The 21200-nt window shown below is 51.6% G+C and carries 18 protein-coding genes; 7 read left to right on the forward strand and 11 right to left on the reverse strand.

Annotated elements, in window-relative coordinates; all coding sequences use genetic code 11:
* Window positions 1-15: 15 nt before the first annotated feature.
* Together Pr1d_RS05890 and Pr1d_RS05895 are read right to left on the reverse strand one after the other, a co-directional pair.
* A complete protein-coding gene (locus Pr1d_RS05890) occupies window positions 16-852 on the reverse strand; it encodes an EF-hand domain-containing protein (RefSeq protein ID WP_148072663.1) in 837 nt (278 codons plus the stop codon).
* Between the two features lie 183 nt (window positions 853-1035).
* Window positions 1036-1686: a TVP38/TMEM64 family protein gene (locus tag Pr1d_RS05895; RefSeq protein ID WP_148072664.1), complete on the reverse strand. Its 651-nt coding sequence runs from the start codon at window positions 1684-1686 to the stop codon at window positions 1036-1038.
* A gap of 163 nt (window positions 1687-1849) precedes the next feature.
* On the opposite strand from Pr1d_RS05895, the gene Pr1d_RS05900 reads away from it, so the two are divergent.
* The gene (locus Pr1d_RS05900; RefSeq protein WP_148072665.1) at window positions 1850-2971 is read left to right on the forward strand and encodes a hypothetical protein; all 1122 of its coding nucleotides are present in this window, start codon (window positions 1850-1852) and stop codon (window positions 2969-2971) included.
* Between the two features lie 54 nt (window positions 2972-3025).
* On the forward strand, window positions 3026-4294 hold the full coding sequence (locus Pr1d_RS05905) for an MFS transporter (RefSeq protein ID WP_148072666.1): 1269 nt from the start codon (window positions 3026-3028) through the stop codon (window positions 4292-4294).
* A 25-nt stretch (window positions 4295-4319) separates the two neighbouring features.
* Here Pr1d_RS05905 and Pr1d_RS05910 read toward each other — a convergent pair whose 3' ends face one another.
* Window positions 4320-5357, reverse strand: coding sequence for a hypothetical protein (locus tag Pr1d_RS05910; protein ID WP_148072667.1), 1038 nt, complete (start codon window positions 5355-5357; stop codon window positions 4320-4322).
* Window positions 5358-5577: 220 nt separating this feature from the next.
* On the opposite strand from Pr1d_RS05910, the gene Pr1d_RS05915 reads away from it, so the two are divergent.
* Window positions 5578-5898: a cupin domain-containing protein gene (locus Pr1d_RS05915; RefSeq protein ID WP_148072668.1), complete on the forward strand. Its 321-nt coding sequence runs from the start codon at window positions 5578-5580 to the stop codon at window positions 5896-5898.
* Between the two features lie 63 nt (window positions 5899-5961).
* Complete coding sequence (locus Pr1d_RS05920) at window positions 5962-6204, forward strand: hypothetical protein (protein WP_148072669.1); 243 nt, start codon at window positions 5962-5964, stop codon at window positions 6202-6204.
* Window positions 6205-6230: 26 nt separating this feature from the next.
* Here Pr1d_RS05920 and Pr1d_RS05925 read toward each other — a convergent pair whose 3' ends face one another.
* Both Pr1d_RS05925 and Pr1d_RS05930 read right to left on the reverse strand, forming a co-directional pair.
* Window positions 6231-7880 (reverse strand): glycosyl hydrolase, encoded by a 1650-nt coding sequence (locus Pr1d_RS05925; protein WP_148072670.1) that lies wholly within the window; start codon window positions 7878-7880, stop codon window positions 6231-6233.
* A gap of 431 nt (window positions 7881-8311) precedes the next feature.
* Window positions 8312-9043 (reverse strand): carbon-nitrogen hydrolase family protein, encoded by a 732-nt coding sequence (locus tag Pr1d_RS05930; protein WP_148072671.1) that lies wholly within the window; start codon window positions 9041-9043, stop codon window positions 8312-8314.
* A gap of 322 nt (window positions 9044-9365) precedes the next feature.
* Between Pr1d_RS05930 and Pr1d_RS05935 the strand changes: the two genes are divergently transcribed.
* Window positions 9366-11342 (forward strand): vanadium-dependent haloperoxidase, encoded by a 1977-nt coding sequence (locus tag Pr1d_RS05935; RefSeq protein ID WP_148072672.1) that lies wholly within the window; start codon window positions 9366-9368, stop codon window positions 11340-11342.
* 28 nt (window positions 11343-11370) lie between these two features.
* Window positions 11371-14001, forward strand: coding sequence for an FG-GAP-like repeat-containing protein (locus Pr1d_RS05940; RefSeq protein ID WP_238476710.1), 2631 nt, complete (start codon window positions 11371-11373; stop codon window positions 13999-14001).
* Window positions 14002-14078: 77 nt separating this feature from the next.
* Here Pr1d_RS05940 and Pr1d_RS05945 read toward each other — a convergent pair whose 3' ends face one another.
* The 6 genes from Pr1d_RS05945 to Pr1d_RS05970 form a co-directional block, all read right to left on the reverse strand.
* A complete protein-coding gene (locus Pr1d_RS05945) occupies window positions 14079-14765 on the reverse strand; it encodes a PEP-CTERM sorting domain-containing protein (protein ID WP_168205078.1) in 687 nt (228 codons plus the stop codon).
* Between the two features lie 318 nt (window positions 14766-15083).
* Complete coding sequence (locus tag Pr1d_RS05950) at window positions 15084-15506, reverse strand: hypothetical protein (protein WP_148072675.1); 423 nt, start codon at window positions 15504-15506, stop codon at window positions 15084-15086.
* A gap of 112 nt (window positions 15507-15618) precedes the next feature.
* Window positions 15619-16740, reverse strand: a complete 1122-nt coding sequence (locus Pr1d_RS05955; RefSeq protein ID WP_148072676.1) for a DUF1559 domain-containing protein — start codon at window positions 16738-16740, stop codon at window positions 15619-15621.
* A gap of 164 nt (window positions 16741-16904) precedes the next feature.
* Window positions 16905-18587 carry a PEP-CTERM sorting domain-containing protein gene (locus tag Pr1d_RS05960; protein WP_168205079.1) on the reverse strand — a complete coding sequence of 561 codons (1683 nt, stop codon included), beginning with the start codon at window positions 18585-18587 and terminating at the stop codon, window positions 16905-16907.
* A 408-nt stretch (window positions 18588-18995) separates the two neighbouring features.
* Window positions 18996-20144, reverse strand: coding sequence for a DUF1559 family PulG-like putative transporter (locus Pr1d_RS05965; RefSeq protein ID WP_148072678.1), 1149 nt, complete (start codon window positions 20142-20144; stop codon window positions 18996-18998).
* A gap of 59 nt (window positions 20145-20203) precedes the next feature.
* Window positions 20204-20662: a hypothetical protein gene (locus Pr1d_RS05970; RefSeq protein ID WP_148072679.1), complete on the reverse strand. Its 459-nt coding sequence runs from the start codon at window positions 20660-20662 to the stop codon at window positions 20204-20206.
* A 219-nt stretch (window positions 20663-20881) separates the two neighbouring features.
* Here Pr1d_RS05970 and Pr1d_RS25975 point away from each other — a divergent pair, with 219 nt between their 5' ends.
* Window positions 20882-21064 (forward strand): hypothetical protein, encoded by a 183-nt coding sequence (locus Pr1d_RS25975; protein WP_210417899.1) that lies wholly within the window; start codon window positions 20882-20884, stop codon window positions 21062-21064.
* Window positions 21065-21200 lie beyond the last annotated feature (136 nt).

Raw genomic sequence — 21200 nt, forward strand, 5'->3', positions numbered from 1 at the left:
AGCGTTGGGTTGTCATTACTGCTGTGGTCGTTGCCGAGCACGATCCCGCGGATTGAAGTTGCCCCCTTGTCCACCTTGGAAGCGTTGCATCCGCTGTCGAGCGGTCTCCATCGCTTGGCGAAGTTCTTTGGCGTTCAGGCTTCCATCACCATTGGTATCCGCATCGGCCAACATTCCATGCATCTGCTGAGGAACCTCATTTGGGGAGAGGACTCCGTCGCCGTTGCGGTCGCCAGCCATGAGCTGCTTAGTCATTTGCTCCGGATCGCCTCCCATTCCTCGACCACCAAAGCCGCCTGGGCCACCAGGACCACCTCGTCCCCGCATGGCTTGCATTGCCTGGCCAAGCTCCTCGCGATCAATCGCACCGTCGGCATTCAAATCCGCGCCAGTTAGCATTCGAGCCATCTGCTCGGGGACCTCATCGGGAGTGAGCAGCCCGTCGCCGTTGAGATCGTTTTCCATCATGCGATCGACAAACTGATTGGGATCCCCACCGGGGCCTCGTTGAGGAGTGACTTCGTCGAGTGTGAGATTGCCGTCGTTGTCGGTATCAAGTTTCTTCAGTCCAACAATGGCACGCTTAAGTTCTCGGGCGGTAATCGTTCCGTCGCCGTCGATATCAATTGCTTCGAACATTAGATTTGGGGCGGGACCCCGTCCTCTGCCACGGTCTCCACGATCCCCTCGTTCTCCCCGATCACCACGACCTCGATCTCCGCGGTCTCCTCGCTCGCGCGGCGAGCCGTCCTCTTCGGAGGATCCGCCAAAATCATCGTCAGGATTCTGCGCCACGCCGACCGTAGAAAATCCACTACACAAAACTGCCATCAAGACAACACGGCACAACATGACTAGTCTCCTTTTAGAAAATCGGGGGAACTTCCGGCGGCAAAGCCACCTGCACTTGCAACCCCATCGAGTAGTACGGGTTTCTCAGAAAATCTGTTCCTACCCATAATTGTGGGAAACAGTGCTCCCGGCTGTCAACTGTATTCGCTTTCTAGGCTATTATTCTATACACAAGCCATTCGGTCAGAGTCTCTCGTTTCTCAGCCCCAGAGCCCTTTTCCACCACCACGCCACCAATCCAGGCAGAGCAATCGAAATACAGACGGCCGCCGGAAGCCAACCGCGTTGCCCCGCCGATTGGCCCAAAGCCGAGTATATACCTGCCACCACGAGATTACTTGCAAAGAGTGCCGGCAGGAAAACTCGCCAGCGCATCTGCAGTGCACCTACCAGCAAGACGCAGGCCTCAGCAAGTACCGGCAAAGGTCTCGTCAAGAGCACCATCCACCCACCCTGCTGGGAAGTGGCGTGTGTCATATTGTCCAATTGACCTTTGGCCGTAAGTCGTTCGGCCAATGGCCAACCCCAGCGTCGAGCCATGCCAAACGCAAGAACTCCTCCCACTGTCATGCCGAGGGTGGAAGCGGCAGTGCCTGTGAGCCAGCCTAGTTGGTTGCCGGCCAGCGTGCTTATCGGACCTGAAGGTACAGGGAGAAAAACATCGCTGGCGAGGACTGCCGACACTACGACAAACATTTGCCAGTGCTCGGGCGGGTTTGCTTGCCAGCGATCTACGAGCGATGAGAAGCTCTCCCCTCGCAGCGCAAGCAGCATCAACGGCAAAACTAGTACAAGCGCAACTAGGAGCAGGGGCTTAATAAGCGGATTATTCATGGTGTTGTGACAACATTGAATCCAATTTTGTCTTACGTCGATGCCATTGTAGGGTTTTATACTTTTAGAAAATAGTTTAACCGCGGCCCGTAGGGGAGCGCGATATTTTTTTGTTTAGCCGCAACCCGCAGGGAAGCGCTGATGAATAGGAATAGATCGACGAATGGGCAATCCCACTGAGAAAAACGAACGCTTAACGACAATTGTTTGCGCATTGGTCGCCATTGCCATGATTGCAGCAGGCGTCACCGCCAGGCAAGGAGATTCGCCCGCCAGCAATGAACCTGAGCAATGGGAATCGGATGTGCGCTACCAGATTAAGGCCTCCTTCCGACAACGTGCGCGCGAACGTGACGCCCGACTCTCTCAGGTGGAAGCTGTCATGGCCGCGTGGAGAACCTCAAACCAGAGCGAAGCCGATCGTGAAAAACTGATCGAGTGGCTCTCGGACACCATCGTACGTTCCATGCCTGGCAGCATAGATGACCTGACGCCACAACCGACTTTTAGCTCGCATGAATCGGCCGCCGTCGTTTACTCTCCGCCGGCAGAATTACCTCGGCCCCCGGCTACGATCCAGGCCCCGAGTTTGCTTGCCGGTACGAGATTTCCTGACGTACCAATCACACCGACCCCTTACGATCCATTTTCTGTGAAGATTGCCAACGATGGAGCAATGGAAGTCGAAGAGCCGATCGCACCGACCCCTGATGATTCATTCGTGCCGGAGCAACCGCCGACCGTGGATCCAAGCAAACGCCACTTGGCGAATAAGCCTGGCATCGAGACGGCTGCTTTGCCACAGGCCCCTTTGCCTGGTTCTTCTATGGTAAGCTTTGAAACTAGGGATCAAGTCGATAAGTCCGAAAAGCAGCCTTTGACAGTTGTCTCACCACATCCCGTACAGGTTGCCATCAATCTTACAGAACTCGCCGCGCGAATTGCTGGTTACCACGACAGTCTCGACGAAGTGGAGACAGCCCTTTTGCGTACCGACGAGGCAAGTCTGGAATTGGTTGCTGAGCAAGCGCAAAAGCTTGACACTATGACTCGCGACTACAATTTCGTGCGACTCTACTACGAGTCCTTGAGCGACGATGAGCGTCAGACATTGCTCGCTCCTCGCCCTTTGAGCGCCACCCTCAAGGAAGTGTCGCGCCAACTCGACCGCTACGAGCTATCTCTAGATACCGATTTCTTGGGTTCCATCGACAGTTCGCAGGCCGAGCAGATTGCCGAATTGCGAGGACTCCTGGCGGCCCTTGGAGAGCGAATTGGGCGGTAGACGATCAAGTATCACTGGGCGATCGGGTAGCTGACACCAAGAAATGAGTTAGACGTGAGTAGCACACGCTGGGGACCAAAGCTGACTGGCGCGGTCGGCAACGTGCTGGAATGGTACGACTTTGCCGTCTTTGGCTTCGTTGCGCCTCTGATGAGTAGCCAATTCTTCCCGGCGTCTGATAAGACCTCGGCACTGATCAAGACATTCGGTGTTTTCGCGGCAGGCTATTTGGCACGGCCAATTGGTGGTGTGTTGTTCGGCCAGATCGGTGACCGCCTTGGTCGCAAGCGGGCCTTGCAACTTTCGGTTGCAATGATGGCGATACCTACTTCACTCATGACAATACTGCCAACCCACGAACAAGTTGGCCTTCTTGCTCCAATTCTGCTTGTCGTGTTGAGACTTGCTCAAGGGCTATCAGTCGGAGGGGAATTTATTGGTTCCTCGACTTATCTGGTAGAAGTGGCTCCTGAGGGTCGCCGCGCATCATCGGGTAGCTGGACAATGTTCGGCGCCGTACTTGGGCTTCTCCTGGGATCGGCCGTAGCCACTCTGGCACATCACCTGTTAACACCTGCACAAATCAGCACCTGGGGCTGGCGGCTTCCTTTTTTGGGAGGTTTGTTGATCGGCATCATCGGCTGGCAGATGCGGCACGGGCTTCATGAGACCGCAGAATTCGTCGAAATGCAACGTACCGGGAATATTGAGAAGCAGCCCGTAGTGAAAGCACTCAAGGAAGCACCACTGCAAGTAATTCAAGTCGCGGGAATCGCACTATTACTTGGCGTCGGTATCTACACACTTTTCGTATGGATGCCGACATACTTAACGAACTTTGTCAAACCGCCAATTGCCAATGCCTTGCTCATCAATACGCTTGCCATGGCATTCATGCTCGTACTGATGCCACTGGCCGGTCGACTGGGGGACTTGATTGGGTACAAGACCGTGCTGGTCGCCAGTTCACTAGGAATCGGACTGACGGCTTATCCACTGTTTCGCTGGATGGACAGTGGATCGGTCGTAGCCGTTTCCGTCGCGATGGGAGTATTTGCAGTATTCATGGCAGGACTCCAGGCGACACTTGCGGTGGCGATGGCCGAACTTTTCCCGCCCCGGCTCCGCTTTAGTGGCACAGCCATCGGCTACAATCTGACGCTGGCACTGTTCGGCGGCACAGCGCCACTTTTCGCAACGTGGCTGATCGCCAAGACAGGTGACCTGACTTCACCGGCTTGGTATCTCACAGTCGTCGCCATTGTTTCGCTGCTATTCACACTCTCGATTCAAACTCACCAGGAGAAGAAGATGGAAAACTAAAGTCAAATTGTGAATCGGATGTATTTTACCTGCTAGCCACACGTTCTGGTGTCGATCGCAATACAACCCAATCTTCGACCACCACTACGCTCAGTGAAGCAAGGACGGCTAGCTCATTCGTGCTCTCGGCTGGATTTAGATGGGCTGGCAATATGTCTTGAAGCCAGCTCAAGGCGTTATTCATGAGCTTCGGTATATTTGTGTCTGGCGACCTTAACAGGGGCATATGGACCCAGAGTTCGATTTCCGACATTAAGTGCTGATCGATTGGACAGACGGTAGCCAAAGAGGTGTCTGTTCCCTCGAAGGCGAAATGAATCGACTTCTCGTTAGTTGAAATCTCAATTAGTTTGGAATCCAGGAGTGTCAGTAGATGCGTGAGGAGTGGCCGTGTGTGAAGTCGCTGATTGAGCTTTTCGACACATGCATCGACGGCTACATCCACTTCGGAGGCTAGTTCTTGATCCGTATGTCTCTGGCTGATCCGCTCTGCTGAAGAGCGCATCTCCCCTGCTCTGCGGTTGGCAACACGACGGACGATCCTGCCCCGCATGCCTGGAAGTGTAGAATCGAATCCCATGGGGGTAATAACGGTATTTCCGGTGATCGTCGAAGGAGGCGAAACAAAACGTTTTCCATCGAACTTCACATGTTTCACCGCTTCCCAGTTCGTGACAGAGCGACTTCGGATGATCGCGGGGCCGTTGCGACCCACGGTATCCGATTCGCTTTTTCCCTTGAGGACCACCCGAAAGGCAGCTCCGTTGTCATCTGGCTCGAGCACCACATCGGCACGCCCTAAAGTGTGAGCTGAACCTGAGGCCCGAGTACCAAGTACGCATCGATTCACCGACGTATGCTTATCGATGTCGCGCGCGAAAAGTTCATCGATCAACTCAGCTGAGACACTCAATACCATTTGTCCTCGCAGCTCTGGAGCAGGCGACGTAACCGGGCGATCCTCTTCCTGGCAAACTGCCAGTTCGGGTGACCAACAAACCAGAGCTGTCAAGAAGAGAGAAACCCGTTCAATCTTGCGCAGTGGGGCATGTGATTGTTTCATAAGCCAAGCACTCAGTTGATTCGGTTGAGAGGACTTGTGGCCAAACGGTCATACAGCGCGGGGGGGACTATACACACACTGGACAATTTGACACTAGGTTGGTTTGTGGACAGGGCGCACTGAGAGTGCTAGCATGGGGAGCGCATCTACGGAATCGCCCAGTTCATGCCGAGCCTTTGGGGAAGATTCCGATGCATTAAGCAAATGAAGAGGAACCACAATGGCTATCGAACATGCCAAACATGGAGAGGTTGTCGCTCTCAGCAAATTTCATACGACTGAGTCAGCCGCTTTGGTGAAGACCGAGGCGTTTGAAGCAATTCGCCTAGTCGTCAAAGAAGGTAAATCGCTACCGCCGCACAAAGTGGAAGGCCCGATCACGGTACAATGCTTGAGTGGCCGTTGTACCTTTTATGTCGAAGATGAGCCGCGAGAATTGGACCCAGGCTCATGGCTCTATCTCAAAGGAGGAACGACGCATGCGGTTGAGGCGGCGGAGAATTCCGTGCTGCTGGTAACAATTCTACTGGGTAAGGATTGACTCTGTGATTTGCTGGGCGGGTTGCAAGAGCGATCAAGTTGCAGTGACTAGGGGGAACTCAAAATGTACTTTCTGTACGGGAAGCGGCGCAATGGTAGCACCGAGCTCGTTGCCAAATTCGGATCTGAACAGCAACTCCTAGCGTATGTTCAATACGCCACACTCAAGGTAGAAGAAGACGGTACCTACAAGTTCGAGCAGAAGACCCCGCTGACCGGGTGCGTTGGGTATTCCTATGCTTCCGAAGCATCAGAGGCCGACCAGGAGGCGGATGTCCCTTTCAATCCGACACCGGGAATGCTGTAGTAGATTGACCTAATGCACTCCGGAATCTAGAGATTCAACGAATCACGACGCCCTCGGCAAGAAATTCCTAGTGCAGCGCTCAGTATCAGCATCCATGTGGCTGGCTCAGGCACGGTAGTTACATTGCCATTCATTTCGAGGCCGTAATTGGCATGGATGTTCGTGAGCCCTGCGGGTGATCCGTCCCACCTTTGCCACCACAAGAAGTCGTTGCCGTCAACGTCCCCGTCGTTGTCGTAGTCGCCATCACTTGGTGCAGCGTTGGCCCAAGGAAACCAAGGCAGTTCGTCGACGGTCAGCACATCCTCATCACCCAGTGTGTTTTGGAGTTGTTGTGCAGTGAAGTCATCATCGAATCCGTTCCAGGTCGCGAAGTAGTTCCAGGCGATGCCCCATTGTTCCATTTCATCCGCGTCGGGAAGCGTGCCCGATTCGGAGAGGGCAATAATCTTCTCGCCGTTGTACTTTTCTAAGGCGTCTAGCCAAGGTCCACTCATATTGTCGCTGGGGTCCGTGTAAATATCCAAGCCGACCATGTCGACCGTGTCGTCACCAGGGTACCAGTCGGGGTTGCCCAGGTCGGTAAATTCCCAAATCAGGTTATCCAGGCCGTGATGGTCGGTGAGGCGGTCGTACATGAGGCTCCACAACTCTTTGAAATTGTCTGAGCCGTGGGCTCCCCACCAGAACCAGCCCCCCTCCGCTTCGTGCAACGGGCGCCAAATTACGGGAACGCCGGCGGTCTCAAACTTCTGTAGCTCAACGGCGATTGTGTCGATGTCGCTGATGATCTTATTGTAGTCAGCACTGCCAGGGTTGTTCAGTGCGCCGTTGAGATCAAAAGTCGTCGAATGAGTGTAGAATCCGCGCCACCATTCCATGCCTGGTTGGTCGATCAAGTCATCAGGCGCGTTCCAATGCCACATCATGCTTACTACGCCGCCGGTCTGCTGCGCCCATGCGATCGTGTCTTCGGTTTCGTTATGGTTGGGCTGGCCATAGATCGTTCGAGATGACGAATAGTTGATCAGGTCCGAACCTCGGACAGCAGGCAGGAGGCCACCCGACTTGGTCACGTAGCTGGTGGGGGGGAAAGTGTTGGTACCCGAGTTCACGTCGTGCTGCAGACCGCTCATGGTTTTGTCTCCATAGATGCCGGTAAGGTACTGCATTAAAAAGCGGGTGCGAGAATCAGAATTTGCATTTACCAGAGTCGAGGGGACAGGCAACACTTCGGTGGGCTCATAGGTGCGAAATTCAAGATAGTCAACGTCGTGGTAGCCCCAGTATTGTGAGATCGAAGCTGAGCTTAGTCCACCATTGACTGAGAACAATCCTGCCAAGTCATCGCTAAAGCTGGAAGATTCATCGAACATGCCACTGCCTGAAATATCACCAACATCAAAATAGTAGCCTTTCTCGCCGTAAGGAGATCGGTAGCCTACCCACATCTCGTAGAGGCCATCGGGCAGATCGAAAGGATTGATGGCTACGCTGTTGTTGCTATCGCCACTATTGAAGCGGACATATTGTGAACCAGAAGCGCCGCCATCGGACTGAACCGACGTTCCGCCGCCGCCCAGGATGCCGTTTTCGGCTTCGTACCGATAGGTCTGCGCAAACACTGCACTGGAGATCATGCCTACAACTGATGCCGTGAATAGCAGGAGTTTCACTTTCCTGTTCCTCAATTCTAGATAACAATCACGACTACCTTGCGACCTGATGCAATCGGATAGGAAGCACGAAATCGACGCGCCGATGATGAGTGGAAGTCCCAATCATGGAAAGGGCACGAAAATTAGCCGTACGATTCGTAGAGTAGTCCAAATCTTTCCAATTAAAGTAGTTTACACGCTAGTGATGATTTATGGAACTGGCCCAAGCTCATGCCTTTACCTATCCTAACATCCCGGGGCTTTCCCTGCATCTTGCAAGTCGTGCTTTCCCCCATTTCTTTCGTCAATTGTGCAATTTGATCAAGGGACGAGTGGTGGAGAGAGGTGGGTTTTTGGCTGCAAGTGCCGAGAAGAAGCGTCTTCGACATTGTGGACTTACTGGAACAAGATCAGACGCTATACAGACATCAGCACTCTGCCCAACGAAGTCATAGCCCGCTGAGGAGAGCAACATCGTTTGAATCGGTATCGACGATGATGATTCCTTCTTCCGTACTATCGAGATTGCCCAGCAACTCTCCTTTATTGTTCCAAGCAGAAGAGGTCCCAGCGCATAGGACTCCATCAGCCATCCCCACTGCATTTACCATGAGCGTTGTCATCGAGTATCGGCTGGCAATTTCGCTGAGCCTCTTGCTTGCCTGTTCAACGCCCTTGCCGGTTTTGGCGACGCTGGCAAGATATATCTTTGCTCCTTGCTCGGCGGCGTGCTTGACGTGCGCTGCTATAGACAATTCGTAGCAGATCGCCAGAGCAATTCCCTGGTCTGCAATGGCCAAGCAAGTTGGAAGAGGGCCGCTGATGAAATAGGGTTCTTCGTCTGAATGTAGAAATGCCTTGGAATGTACCTGCCTTGACCTACCGGGACGGAAGAGCAAAACGCTGATACGCAGACCGTCGTCGTGCTTTGTTGGAACACCGACTCCTATCGCCAGGTTGCCGTTTTCGCAAACAGTTTGAATGGCGTCGAAACGGCTGTCGTCTACATCCAATGCCAATTTCTTTGCCAAGGAGGGTTCGTAGCCCGTTAACGAAAGCTCGGGGAACATGACAAGCTCGGCGCCGGAACCAGCAGCCCTCTCGACAAACGAGAGATGTCTGCTGAGATTACCAGCAATATCCCCAGAAATTGGCTTGTATTGAACGAGGGCGATTCTCATAGAAATGCTAAAACTGCTTGACCGTCGGCCTGTGTTCAAGTATTATAGTTAATAGGTTACCTTACCCATACGACGCAACCTAGCGACGTTTCTCATCCAGCGGACACCGAGTTTTTTTGCCTAATGATGCCGACCGCTTTGGTCTTCTAATACCTGTGGCATCATTTCTTTTTTACGGGTTAGTTCTGCGATCAATCTGTGATGATCACGGAAAAGAATCCCCCAAATTCCTGTTTGTGGCAATCAATTCAAGTGCCTCGGTATAGACCTAGCGGAAGGCGCCAGAAAAATGGCGAATGTTTAATATTGGACCCTTCCATAGATGTACACCCTAGTTTTGCGAAGAACGGTTTACTTGATATTCTCGTTGGTAGGGGTGATTGGAAATTTGGAGCCGGCGCACGCCCAACCATCGGTCGCGAGACTATGGAATGAATCGCTCCTAGACGCAATACGTATCGATTTCCCCGCACCTACCGTACATGCCAGAAATCTGTATCACTCCTCTGCGGCGATGTACGATGCCTGGGCCGCTTTTGATCAGGTAGCGACGGGCCATTTCTACACCGACAAACACGCGGCAGGAGATGTTGAGACGGCCCGCAACGAAGCGATCAGTTATGCTGCCTACGGAGTTCTGTCGCAGCGTTACACGCATGCGATTGATCCGATTGCTTCCCAAGCATTGTTTGACAACGTGATGGATACGCTCGGTTATGATAAGAATGTGACGACGACCGTGGGAAATTCACCAGCAGCAATTGGTAATCGCATCGCACGCCAGATTCTCGACAGTCAACTGAACGACGGCTCGAATGAAGCGAACGGCTACCAGGACAATACGGGATACATGCCCGCCAATCCACCGATGATTGTCGATTTTCCTGCCGTGACCACGGATGGAGTTGTTGATCCAAATCGTTGGCAACCTCTCTATGTCACTGCATTTACCTTACAAAATGGCATACCACTTGGTATCAACCTGCAAAGTTACGTGGGACCACATTGGGGTAGCGTCGATACGTTTGCGCTGGGTCGCGGAGGAAGCGGGCCGTATAGTTGGTCGGAAATTGATCCCGGCGCTCCACCTCAATTGGGAGGTGTCGGCGACGCTGATTACCGCGACAACACGTTGGCGCTGATTCGCTACAGCAATTCCCTTGATCCAAGCAAAGGCCCTGGGGCGGAACAGATCAACATCTCGCCTAGTACTTCTGGAAATCGCACTCTGGGAACTCACGTTGATCAAGGGTATGCCCTCAACCCTGTGACGGGTCAGCCCTATGCAGACAACATGGTGAAAGTTGCTGACTACGGTCGTGTCCTAGCGGAATTCTGGGCCGATGGTCCCCAGTCGGAAACACCTCCTGGTCACTGGAATGTGTTGGCAAATGTGGTAGCAGATAATCCCTTGTTGGTAAAACGAATTGGCGGCGTCGGTCCAGTAGTCGACGATTTGGAATGGGATGTAAAAACCTACTTTGCTTTGAATGGAGCTGTCCATGATGCGGCAGTTGCAGCGTGGGGTGTAAAGCGGGAATACGACTATACAAGACCCATCACCATGATCCGATATCAGGGAGGACTTGGACAGTCGTCGGACTCCAACTTGCCCTCGTACCATCCCGAAGGTTTACCGCTGGAGCCAGGTTTAATTGAGATAGTTACTTCAGACTCGATTGCGGACGGGGGGAAACATCGAAATGCCTTCCTGAACGCCAACGTCGATCATAATGGGGAGTTTTTTGAATACCTGTCCGAACAAGCTATGGTTGGTAAAATTGTTGTCCAGGCCTGGAACCATGAGCCCGCTGACCCAGTCAATGACGTAAGCGGAACCGATTGGATTCTGGCGGAGAACTGGGTGCCCTACCAACGAGATAACTTTGTCACGCCGGCATTTGCCGCCTACGTATCCGGCCACAGTACGTTCAGCCGTGCTGCGGCAGAGGTATTAGCACAAATCACTGGTAGCGAGTACTTTCCGGGTGGCTTGGGAGAAGCAGTGTTTGCTCCCGACTTTCTTCATTTCGAATCTGGTCCGTCGGAAGAAATCCGCCTCCAGTGGGCGACCTATTTTGACGCCGCCGACGAAGCCGGCATTTCTCGGTTGTGGGGCGGAATTCATGTTCCACCGGATGACTTCGGAGGACGTATCATGGGATCTGCAATAGGAATCGAGGCCTATCTCTTTGCGAGGGAGCATTTTGGAATAGTGCCCGAACCAGCAAGCGGAGTCTTGTTGATTTTTACCAGTTGCTGGCTGCTTGCTGGGAGGCAATGTGTTCGAGGGAAATAGGAATTCGGAGTCCAGCGGCGTGAGTAAAATGCAATTCCGAGTACCTCCACTAATATTTCTGCTGGGGTGTTTGACGGTAATCTCTTCGGCTTGGCGAATCTCCCACGCTCAAGAAGTAGAATCGGACCCTGTGACTCTAGAGGTACCCACCTCAGATTCTTCCCAGCTCGCTTTCGAATTGCAGCAGATCGGTCCTCCTCCATTTCACCGACCGAAGATCACGAATGTTCAGATCGTCGACTTGGATCGAAATGGTTCACAAGATGTCGTCGTATGCGATGCTCAAGCGCAGGCCGTCTATTGCTATCGCAAGTCAGATGCTGGTCTTTGGGAAGAACAGCTGCTAGGAGATGACCTCATTGCACCTGCGCATGCTACGGTTGTCGATTTGGACCAAGATGGAGATTCGGATGTCCTTGTTTCCGTCATGGGCAATCTTTACCCCGACGACGGAGTCATCGGCAGCTTGGTACTCTTGGAAAACAAAGAGGGAGTATTCGAAAAGAGGGTCTTACTCGACGATGTCAGAAGAGTGGTTGATGCTCAGCCAGGTGACTTTGATAAAGATGGCGATATCGATTTGGCGGTCGCTGTATTCGGTTATCAACGTGGGCAAGTGCTGTGGCTGGAAAATAAAGGCGACGGAAACTTTTTGGATCATGAACTATTGTATGCGCCGGGAACGATTCATGTTCCCGTTGCCGACTACGACAACGACGGTGATCTCGATATCGCCGCGATTGTATCGCAAGATGAAGAGGAAGTATGGGGTTTCGAGAACCTTGGCGACGGCAATTTCACTCCTCATCGCGTTTGGATGACCGTCAACTATGATATCGGGAGCGCGGGACTTGTGGAAACGGATCTGGATGGTGATGGTGACTCCGATCTTCTCTTGCCAGTCGGGGACAACTTAGAAGACAGCTACTGTATTCCTCAGCCCTATCATGGATGTCTCTGGTTGGAGAATGAAGGGGGATGGAAGTTTAGCGAGCATCGGTTGGCCAGCTTTTCGGGTACCTACGCAGCGGCCGCTAGTGACCTAGATAGCGATGGGGACAACGATGTCGTATTGTGCAGCATGGTAAACGATTGGGATTCGCCAGCTTCGGCGAGCGCTACTTGGATGGAAAACGACGGTGAGGAGAACTTTCAGCAACACACGATCGCCAAAGAACCGATCATGTTGACGACGATCGCCTGTGGCGACTTGAACAATGACCTGCGACCAGACATTGTTGCCGGCGGATTGCATTTGTTTCGTCCCTTTGATCGGTTCGGCCGTGTCAGTAGTTGGCTCAATAACGATGACGTGAGATCGCCAGCACCCAGCTCCCAACAGGCACCGGAGGATAAGCAGAAACCAGGCAATCCTTCGATTGTTCCATTGCCTGACCTGTCGTTTGTTGATGATTTAACGAGGGCAGACCTTCAGAATGCGCATGACCGAGTAGTGGCCAAGGTGGAACAGGAGAACGACACAGAAGCGGATTGGTTGAAACTTGGGCAAGCCTATTATGCTTTTGGTTTGTTCTCCGCCGCAAATGGTTGCTTTGAACTAGCCGTTGTAAAAAACCCGAAGTCGATACTTGCCAACTACCTCTACGGCGTCAGCCTTGCCAGGCTGGGGAAACTTTCGGACGCTATTGAGCAGTTCCATGAAGCGATTTCCATTTCGGAAAAGCCTCAACACAGCAGACTTTGGTGCGAGATAGGTCGCTGCTATCTTCGCCTTGAACAGCCCACGGAAGCCGAGTCCGCATTCGTCAAGGCGGGCAGTAATTCTGCCGCACTTGCCCACTTAGCTAAACTGAGGCTCCGCTCTGGTCGTGCAAGAGAGGCGGTTGGACCCTTGAACACTCTTGCTCAGCAACATAGCGGGACCACTGAAGTCCTCCTATTGAGCTATCAAGTGTCTCTTGCACTTGGACTCAAGGAACAGGCCCAACAGTATCGCGATCGGGCGGAATATAATTCCAAGAAGATGCCCTCAGATCCGATTGCCATTATGGTTAAACAAACGACTGAAAAACTCGGAGAGGTCAAGCTAGGGAAGGAAGCAAAAAGGCATGTTGATTCGGAGAATTGGGATGAGGCGGCGCCGCTCCTGGAGAGAATCACTAACTCCCATAGTGGCAAAGGCGCGATCCTTCTGCTGGCAGGTACTGAGATCCAGCGAGGTAATTCACCACGCTCGATAAAACTCTTGGAGAAGTTCATAAAACAGAGCGGCAGCGATCCCCAGGCAACGTTCTTGCTAGGAGAAGCTTACCAGTCAGCTGGTCAAGATGAAGCGGCTCTAAGCATATGGGAATCGTTAGCGAAGATCAGTTCGGAGCCTACGCTGCATGATCGATTGGCCAAACAGTACGAGCGTCTCGGCAATCACGATGCTGCGGAGAAGCAAAGGGCCCTGAGTATTCAGGCAAAAGGCATCGCAACTCTTCGCACAGGTAATCCGACGTCAGCCAGAAAGTACTTGGAGCAAGCGACCGATCTAGATCCAAGTCTCGTGAATTCTTGGTTTTATTTGGCAGAGTGTCGACGCTTTCTGGGTGAAAGAATAGCAGCGCAAGATGCCTACAACAGAGTGCTTGAACTTAATCCGAATCACGGCCGAGCACTCCGCTATCTTATGTTGCTGTCACAGGCAAGCTGAATCCAATACAAAGTAAGGGCGGCTATCCCTTTGATAGCCGCCCTTGCGATTAATGCTAGTTACTGGAATTCACCAACCTAGCGACGTCGGCGAACCAAAGCAAACATTCCACACATTCCGAGCAAGGCAATGCTTGCCGGTTCTGGAACCAGCCGAATGTTGTCGACCCAGAATGAACCAGGTGCCGTGATAGCTCCGTCCCAATTGACTGCGATGTTTATTTGATTATAGCTGGAAGCCTTCCAACCAGCAGAATCTGTAATAATACCGCTAAAGTCCCAAGTAACTGTACGTGTGTCGGAGGCGCCAAAGTTATTTGGATCCCAATCACCGGGAGAGCCGGGATTGGATGTGTCATCGATTGGCGTGGTTTGAGCCCAGCCTAAGTCAGAATTGACAGCGATTTCCTTCATCTGCGCCCAACCGGTATTGGGGCTCCATTCACTAGTTGTCCAAGAAACGTCGGCCTTCAATTTCTTTTCAGGGAGCGCTTTGAGTACATCGTCAGTTAATGTCAATGCCCAATTGAAATTATTACCTGCTCCAGAAACTCCGGAATTAGAGAAAAGACTTAGCGCCTGTGAGCCTAGGGTGGCATGAATTGCACTATCAAAGCTGGTTGAAGTACCAGTTCCGTTGTTTACAACCCAGCCGTCGTGGTCACCGGCAGCCCCCTCAAAATCTCCAATTACTTGAGCAAAGCTAGTGGTAGTCGAACACACCACTATGGCCACAACCAGTAAGCACATTTTTTTCAACATCATTAGAGCTCTCCCATCAAAAAGTAAAGTACTTGAATCGCGCATTCACATGTTAGACATCACATCATGAATACAACAAACAGAAAAGAAGAAAAAGTTTACGAGCACGGCAGCTAAAATAAGCCACCCATAGTCTTCATGTTAGATTCCCTCCTCCTTTCGTGCAAACGTTTTTCTCAGTTTTGGGGTAAAAAAAGACGGATTTTCAATATTCAAGCGAAAAGGTACAGGCTGGAGTTTACAATCGAGCCATTCTTGTTCAACTACTGCAACACCCCGGCGTTATTCTTCAAAACTCCCCACTAAAATATTGTGAATGGGCTACAATTTGGGCACTTTGATCTCAAAAGGGGAATCATTGGTATCAACGACCAAGGGGGTCGTACTTCCTTTGGTGTATTCCAGGGGGATCAACGAATTCCCCTCCTCATCGGTGGCGTACAAAATCGAAACCTTGTGCTTTCCAGGGACAAGCCCATCGGCGTATTTATAACTCGTCACGTCTTTGAACTCTCCATTTGCACCAACAGAAACGGACCCAGGGCGGGGGTGGGCATCCCCAATGGGGGGAGCTTGTGAATCAAAAACCAATTTCAGCTTACTGGCCTCAATCGGCGTACCATCTTCATACGTGATCTTGCCTTCAACTGGAACATAGTCGAACGGTGAATTCGATCCCCCACAACCCTGCAGCACGATGAGTAGCGAAAGCAAGGCCCCACAGTTCTTCCAAGAAATCAACATGTAACACCCATAAAAACAAAAAGCTCTTATCCCATGAACTTCAGCATATGATCTAATCATGGCGAGGGTTAAGGAACTCTTTCGCGACGAGTGACGTCGCCAGTAAAGTGAATTAGTTATCGATGGAAACGCTTAGCCCGTCTTGGGAAAGATTGAGTCGTTGCCAAGCACGCAGATCTTCTTGCGGGTTCAAGTTGCCGCTAAAGCCAATAAAACCTATGCCAGTGGCATTGTTGTCAATAAAGTCGGAGATAAAACGAACGCTTGTATCAGCCATTGCCACGAAGGCTCCGCCAGGGTGCGAACTCCGCACGGTGGATTGAGCACTTTGGCCCCAGTCATCCGGATACATGCATTGAGCACGCAAAATTCCTTCACCTACTTCTGCTATGATCTCGTCCCCACGGTAGATGTCGTCGGAGCCTGGTTGGCAGGCATTCACACCTTCATGGGCATTCCATGCGTGGCGGCAATGGAAGTTTGAACCACACATACTCATCGCCCACACACCACGACGATCTGACTCACTTAGACCTGCTCGCATTTCTGCCAGCATGATCGTGTTGGATGTACCGTCACTGATCCGTGAAATGCTGTAACCGAGATTATAGCTACCGATCCCTACGTTGTATTCAATGAATGGAGAGATATCGTGGGTCGCAGTTCCCAAGACGGCATCAAACTCAGCTTTTAAAGGTAAGTACTGAAAAGCATTGTAACCATAGTTTAGTCGAGCCCAGCTACGGTCAGTCGCACCGGAAGGACCTCCTATGAATCGAGAGCCTTGGGCCCCATCGCTCGGGCAGAGAAATAGAGGGATCTCCTGGTCCACCAAGGGGGCGTTCACGATATCTTGCATTCTTGATGCGCCGGTGCTGGGAGAAAAGCGGATATCGAAGCGATCATGCAATGCTTGCTGTTCGATAAAGGGGAGGATATCCTTCGTCCAGGTCTCGAGCAAAGCATTGTCGGTACCGACAGGATTGACTCGAAAGTCGGGGCCTGGCGATCCTGCTGGTGCGGGAAAACTGCTATGCACATCGTGATAGTTCTGCATGCCGATGGCGACGTTGCGGATGTTGTTTTGGCAGGAAGCACGTCGGGCTGATTCTCGCGCTGCCTGGACAGCGGGCAAGAGCAAAGCGACGAGTACGCCGATAATGGCGATCACCACCAATAGCTCTACCAATGTAAAGCCAGCAATGAAGTTCTCGCTCTTCTTGTGATATTTCAAAGCACTCTACCCTAACTAACTTCGCCTACGACCGCGCTTTCGTAAGATGCGTCCCTTGCATCCCCTACCTACCTTCGCTTCACTGCCCCGCAAAGCGCTGGAAAGTGAGTTTGCTGGTGGTTCGCGCGGATAGCACCGCGCGAACCACTGCAACTCGATCAATATTAAGCCGATCTACGGCGACTTGACCCCAGAAGCACGGAACCGAACAAGAGGAGAATGCCTGTCGTTGGCTCAGGAACACCTACGCCAATGCCCAACAATGCCATATCGGCCTTGCTGAGAGCAACGCTGCTCTGCGTGGCGTCAACTCCGTAGGTGCGTTGCCAGGCCAGGAAATCTTTCCCGTCGCTGTCTCCATCTCCATCGGCATCGCCATTGGCATTAGCTCCATAGGCGTTCTGCCATACGACCAAGTCGTTCTCATCAACTTTTCCATCATTGTTGAAGTCAGCACTCAAGTCGACTTCGATAATTACACGGAAGTTGTCGATTTGGGCCAACAAACCTCCATCCGAATTAAGGGCCAAGAAGACATTCAACTGATTGGTATCAGTCAATCCAACTTCGCTTAGAATCCCCAAATCGGTTGAAACATCGGTCATGATGTTCGTGCCGATGATGTATTGGAACGTGTCCGTCGCATTCGCGTCAGGAGTACCAGCTAGTGCAGTACCTTCCGCCTGAAAAAAGCTCCCCGTGCCATCATTCACCGCTAGAGCAACCCGCATGAAGGCAGGCGCAGGCGAGAATGGGTCAACGGCATTACCATTAAACAAATCTTCGAAGTGTATATCAAAAGCAAAGGCCGAAGCACTATTAATCAACTCACGCAGTTCATCAATTCTGCCTTGAATACCGGAATCGATCACCGGGGCTTCAGGTGTCCCGATGTTGGAATTAAGCTCGATCGTGCTTCCCCAGTGGAAGGCAAAACCGTTTGGGAACAATCCAGGGTCGTTCTGACGGGTGTTATCGATTTGCAAGACACGGGTTCCGTCAGTGGCTGCAGGAGAATTGGCGACAATGGTATGCACATGCGAACCAGTATGGCCAGACGGTGGGTCGTCCATGCAGCCGAGACCGCAGTCGGACCAATCGTTGGAATAGTCAGTGGCCCCTACTTCCCAGGAGCTTATGGTGACTGGCACACTGGGTGGAGCAGGTACAAATCTCAAGTTGTCGAGATAGGCAATCGCCCCCAAGGGGGCTTCAGGGGTTCCACCTGCTGCGAAAACGTGTGAGCCACCCAAGAAGAACTGGAATACATCAGAGTCTTGCACGGGATTCAAGTCATTCATGTTAATGCGCAACGGAATCTGTGTTTCCTGCTCCCAGACATCTGCCGTCGCAAAGGCTTGCGTAAATGACGCATCGCTGTTGAGGGCGACATTCATCTGGAATAAACCAACAAATGGGGGTCCTATAGGGTTGGAGACGTTGGCCCAAGAACTTGCGTCGAGTGTCAAATCGCCTTCTAAATACCAACCAGCAGGATTTGCTGCGACTGTGTTGAAGGCATCATACAGGCCGGTATCGATATCGGTGAAAGATGCGCTGAGCGAGACCCCCCATCCCGATCCCGAGTTCATTTCCAACGCCAAACTATTAGCCCCATTTGTAACACCAGTGGTCGATTGACTGTGGCTGATGTAGATGGAGTTTTCAGTTTCAGCCACGTAGTCGTTTTGCGTTGACCAATCACTAATCCCCCCGACTCCCTCGAACGAGTCGAGCAGGATAGGATCAGGCAAGAACTGGCCAAAAGTATTCTCTGTGCTTAGGTAGGATGTGCACGCTACGGCGACTGCAAGAATGAATCTTGAAGTCATCAGAAAAGTTTTCATAGATAGGTTTCTCCATTTCATTTGAAGTAGCTCCAGTTCTCAATGGTCCCTTGATGACGATTACTTGAGGCTTTAACGAAGTGCATCAGACATGGGAATAGTACAGGTTTTCAAGGACCGTCGATCCTCTAGAGAAGTAAATTAGTCTTGGAATTGTGTATGTGAAAAGTAACCGCTGCTGAATCAAGAGCAAAGAAAAATAAGACTTATTGAAAGCGACATACCGACGATAAGCAAAAAGAACCAATTGAGGAAAACAGTAGTCAATCCAGTTGGTCAACTACTTTACCTGTTTCAGTTTAATCTCCTAGCGGAATGGTTGTCTACTGTTTTGCGAACTCAAATCTGAGTTTTTTTACAATTGCCAGTGTTTGAGCTAAGTTTCCAGCAATCCCAAGCAGTCCATTGCTAGAATTCTAGATCGACGATTTGGCCGTCGTTTCGCGCACCCAACCGATTTAGCAACTCGACATCGACATCGAAGGACAAGGAGTGGCAGGACCCATCTGCAAAAACTGCATTGAAAGTCCCCGGATGCGCGGAACCGAAATACCAGAGATCTACTGCTCGACCAAACATATTGCTATTGGTAGGGCTCAATACGAAAGCATCGGAGTCTCCGTACGGTGCAAAGCATGTCGAGCGTACCGTGTCGGGGTCCCAACCATCAGTCCAGCCTTTGTCGTCCGAGTACCCACCCCCATCGTATTGATTGCTGGGAACAAGCTTTTCCCCGATGACCAAAGTGTTGCTTAGCCCATCAGTGACGGCCTCAAATCCTATCTCGGCCTGGTTGTTCAATCCATAGGCGCGTGAGCGAGCCAATGCGTTTGTGTGATTTCCCCAATCATGCCTCCAGCGGGTCCGCACGATTGCACCATCATAAACCGAGTTGTCAGGACCGCCGCTACCACCACCCGCACGTCCTCGAAAAAACGACCAACCGTTGTTATTTGCGGGAGGAGTGGCGCTGCCGTGATGCGCGGCTTGAATCTGCGGGGTCAGCGGGACCGAGTCGCGCGGGTTGAATCTCTGTTCGCATGTTGGCGTTTTGCACGTGCAAGGGGTTGCCGTTGCATAGTCAATCAGTGCAACGGGCTGTCCTAGAATGCTTGCCTCCTGGGCCTCAGTGATTGTGGCGCCACGGCGAGAGGGGCAGTAGTAGAGAGTGACGGTGGTTGCCTGTAGTGCCGAAGTATTATTCAGACCATGCAATGCATTCTGTTCCAAGTAGGGCAGGATCTGATAGAAGGCTGAGAGCCCCTGTCTTTCGGGTCCATTTGGTTTGCCGTCAGGACTTCGATAAGGTGTTACATAGTCTTCTATCTCGGGGAAAATGCCGTCTCCTCCCGTAGGGAGCACGCCTTGCGCATCGACGAGATTGTGGACAGCGATTCCCATTTGCTTGAGCTTATTGATGCAATCCATGCGCCGCGCCGATTCCCTTGCCGCCTGAATCGCGGGCAACAGCAATGCGACCAGCACGCCGATAATGGCAATCACGACGAGCAATTCTACTAAGGTAAAGCCAAACTTCGAACGCTTGTATTTAGCCATAAGAAGACCCTTTGAAAATAAGATTTGAGGTCAAGTTCGCCTAATTGATAAGTTGAATTTTACTGCGTTGAGCCGAAATAAGACGGAATTTCTCCCTGTGAGATTTCTGTCACACCTCCGCGAGTATTGGTGGCAAGTAATCTTCCCGATTCACCAACGGCCTCATGGGCAACTACAGGATACCCACTTTCATCAGCAGGTGGCATCTCGGATCCGTAGAAAATGACCAGCGGTTGGTTGTCTCTAGGTGAAGTAAATAATTGATCGACACTATTTAAGCCTCGGATTCGGTCCTTACGTGTTTCCAAGAAATCGACCAGTTCCTCTTTGTTAGAGGGAGGTTTTTCTCCATGTTCAGCAGCAAAGTTGCCATACTCGACTCCCATCACCTTCAAAACGCCTCGTGCAGCACTCGTATTGTCTGAGGGGCTCGTCGAATGGCTACAGCCTAGAATATGCCCCAACAGACATAGTCCAGCTATTGCGAAAACGAAACGTGAGACATTTCGATTGGACATCACGACTTACCGCATCTAAGCGAGGGAGAAGAAAGACGAAAAAGTAACATCGCTGTGAAAAAAAGGTTTCAACGACGTCGACAAGCCAACGACCGCAGGCGAAAATCGGGAGCTGTCGCCGCTTGATTAAAGTACTTTAGCAGGTTAGTCTCAAAATGTAAAGAGGCCGATTATGGGTTCGCCACGAAAACTGCAAAGTCAAAATACAAGGAATTGCAAATGCCCAATTTCCAAGGACCAATGACCAAAACAGTCAAGATTCCTGCCGAAATTGGTCCTTGGAAATTGTACATTGGTCATTTTCCTTCCAATGCCGACTTACTTTGCAGTTCTCCTGTATGGATTCGCTGGGTGGTTCCTAGTGGGCTCAGCAACTGGCATTATTGGTACACAATGTCGTAGTTCGACTATAATGACAGGGGGTCTAGCGTACCTTTACGCAAGTGTTTTCTCGACGATTTTGCTTCTTTTCTCACCGGCTATGTCACACTTGCGTAAACCAAGTATCTGTTTGTTCTCCTCTAACGCGATCTGGCTG

The organism is Bythopirellula goksoeyrii, from assembly GCF_008065115.1.
In the GTDB taxonomy this organism is placed as follows: Bacteria; Planctomycetota; Planctomycetia; order Pirellulales; family Lacipirellulaceae; genus Bythopirellula; species Bythopirellula goksoeyrii.

Excerpts from the sequence above, each read along its gene's own strand:
- Pr1d_RS05890 (WP_148072663.1), bottom strand. The coding sequence starts at position 852 with ATGTTGTGCCGTGTTGTCTTGATGGCAGTTTTGTGTAGTGGATTTTCT.
- Pr1d_RS05895 (WP_148072664.1), bottom strand. The coding sequence starts at position 1,686 with ATGAATAATCCGCTTATTAAGCCCCTGCTCCTAGTTGCGCTTGTACTA.
- Pr1d_RS05900 (WP_148072665.1), top strand. The coding sequence starts at position 1,850 with ATGGGCAATCCCACTGAGAAAAACGAACGCTTAACGACAATTGTTTGC.
- Pr1d_RS05910 (WP_148072667.1), bottom strand. The coding sequence starts at position 5,357 with ATGAAACAATCACATGCCCCACTGCGCAAGATTGAACGGGTTTCTCTC.
- Pr1d_RS05915 (WP_148072668.1), top strand. The coding sequence starts at position 5,578 with ATGGCTATCGAACATGCCAAACATGGAGAGGTTGTCGCTCTCAGCAAA.
- Pr1d_RS05920 (WP_148072669.1), top strand. The coding sequence starts at position 5,962 with ATGTACTTTCTGTACGGGAAGCGGCGCAATGGTAGCACCGAGCTCGTT.
- Pr1d_RS05930 (WP_148072671.1), bottom strand. The coding sequence starts at position 9,043 with ATGAGAATCGCCCTCGTTCAATACAAGCCAATTTCTGGGGATATTGCT.
- Pr1d_RS05935 (WP_148072672.1), top strand. The coding sequence starts at position 9,366 with ATGTACACCCTAGTTTTGCGAAGAACGGTTTACTTGATATTCTCGTTG.
- Pr1d_RS05940 (WP_238476710.1), top strand. The coding sequence starts at position 11,371 with ATGCAATTCCGAGTACCTCCACTAATATTTCTGCTGGGGTGTTTGACG.
- Pr1d_RS05945 (WP_168205078.1), bottom strand. The coding sequence starts at position 14,765 with ATGATGTTGAAAAAAATGTGCTTACTGGTTGTGGCCATAGTGGTGTGT.
- Pr1d_RS05950 (WP_148072675.1), bottom strand. The coding sequence starts at position 15,506 with ATGTTGATTTCTTGGAAGAACTGTGGGGCCTTGCTTTCGCTACTCATC.
- Pr1d_RS05960 (WP_168205079.1), bottom strand. The coding sequence starts at position 18,587 with ATGAAAACTTTTCTGATGACTTCAAGATTCATTCTTGCAGTCGCCGTA.
- Pr1d_RS05965 (WP_148072678.1), bottom strand. The coding sequence starts at position 20,144 with ATGGCTAAATACAAGCGTTCGAAGTTTGGCTTTACCTTAGTAGAATTG.
- Pr1d_RS05970 (WP_148072679.1), bottom strand. The coding sequence starts at position 20,662 with ATGTCCAATCGAAATGTCTCACGTTTCGTTTTCGCAATAGCTGGACTA.
- Pr1d_RS25975 (WP_210417899.1), top strand. The coding sequence starts at position 20,882 with ATGCCCAATTTCCAAGGACCAATGACCAAAACAGTCAAGATTCCTGCC.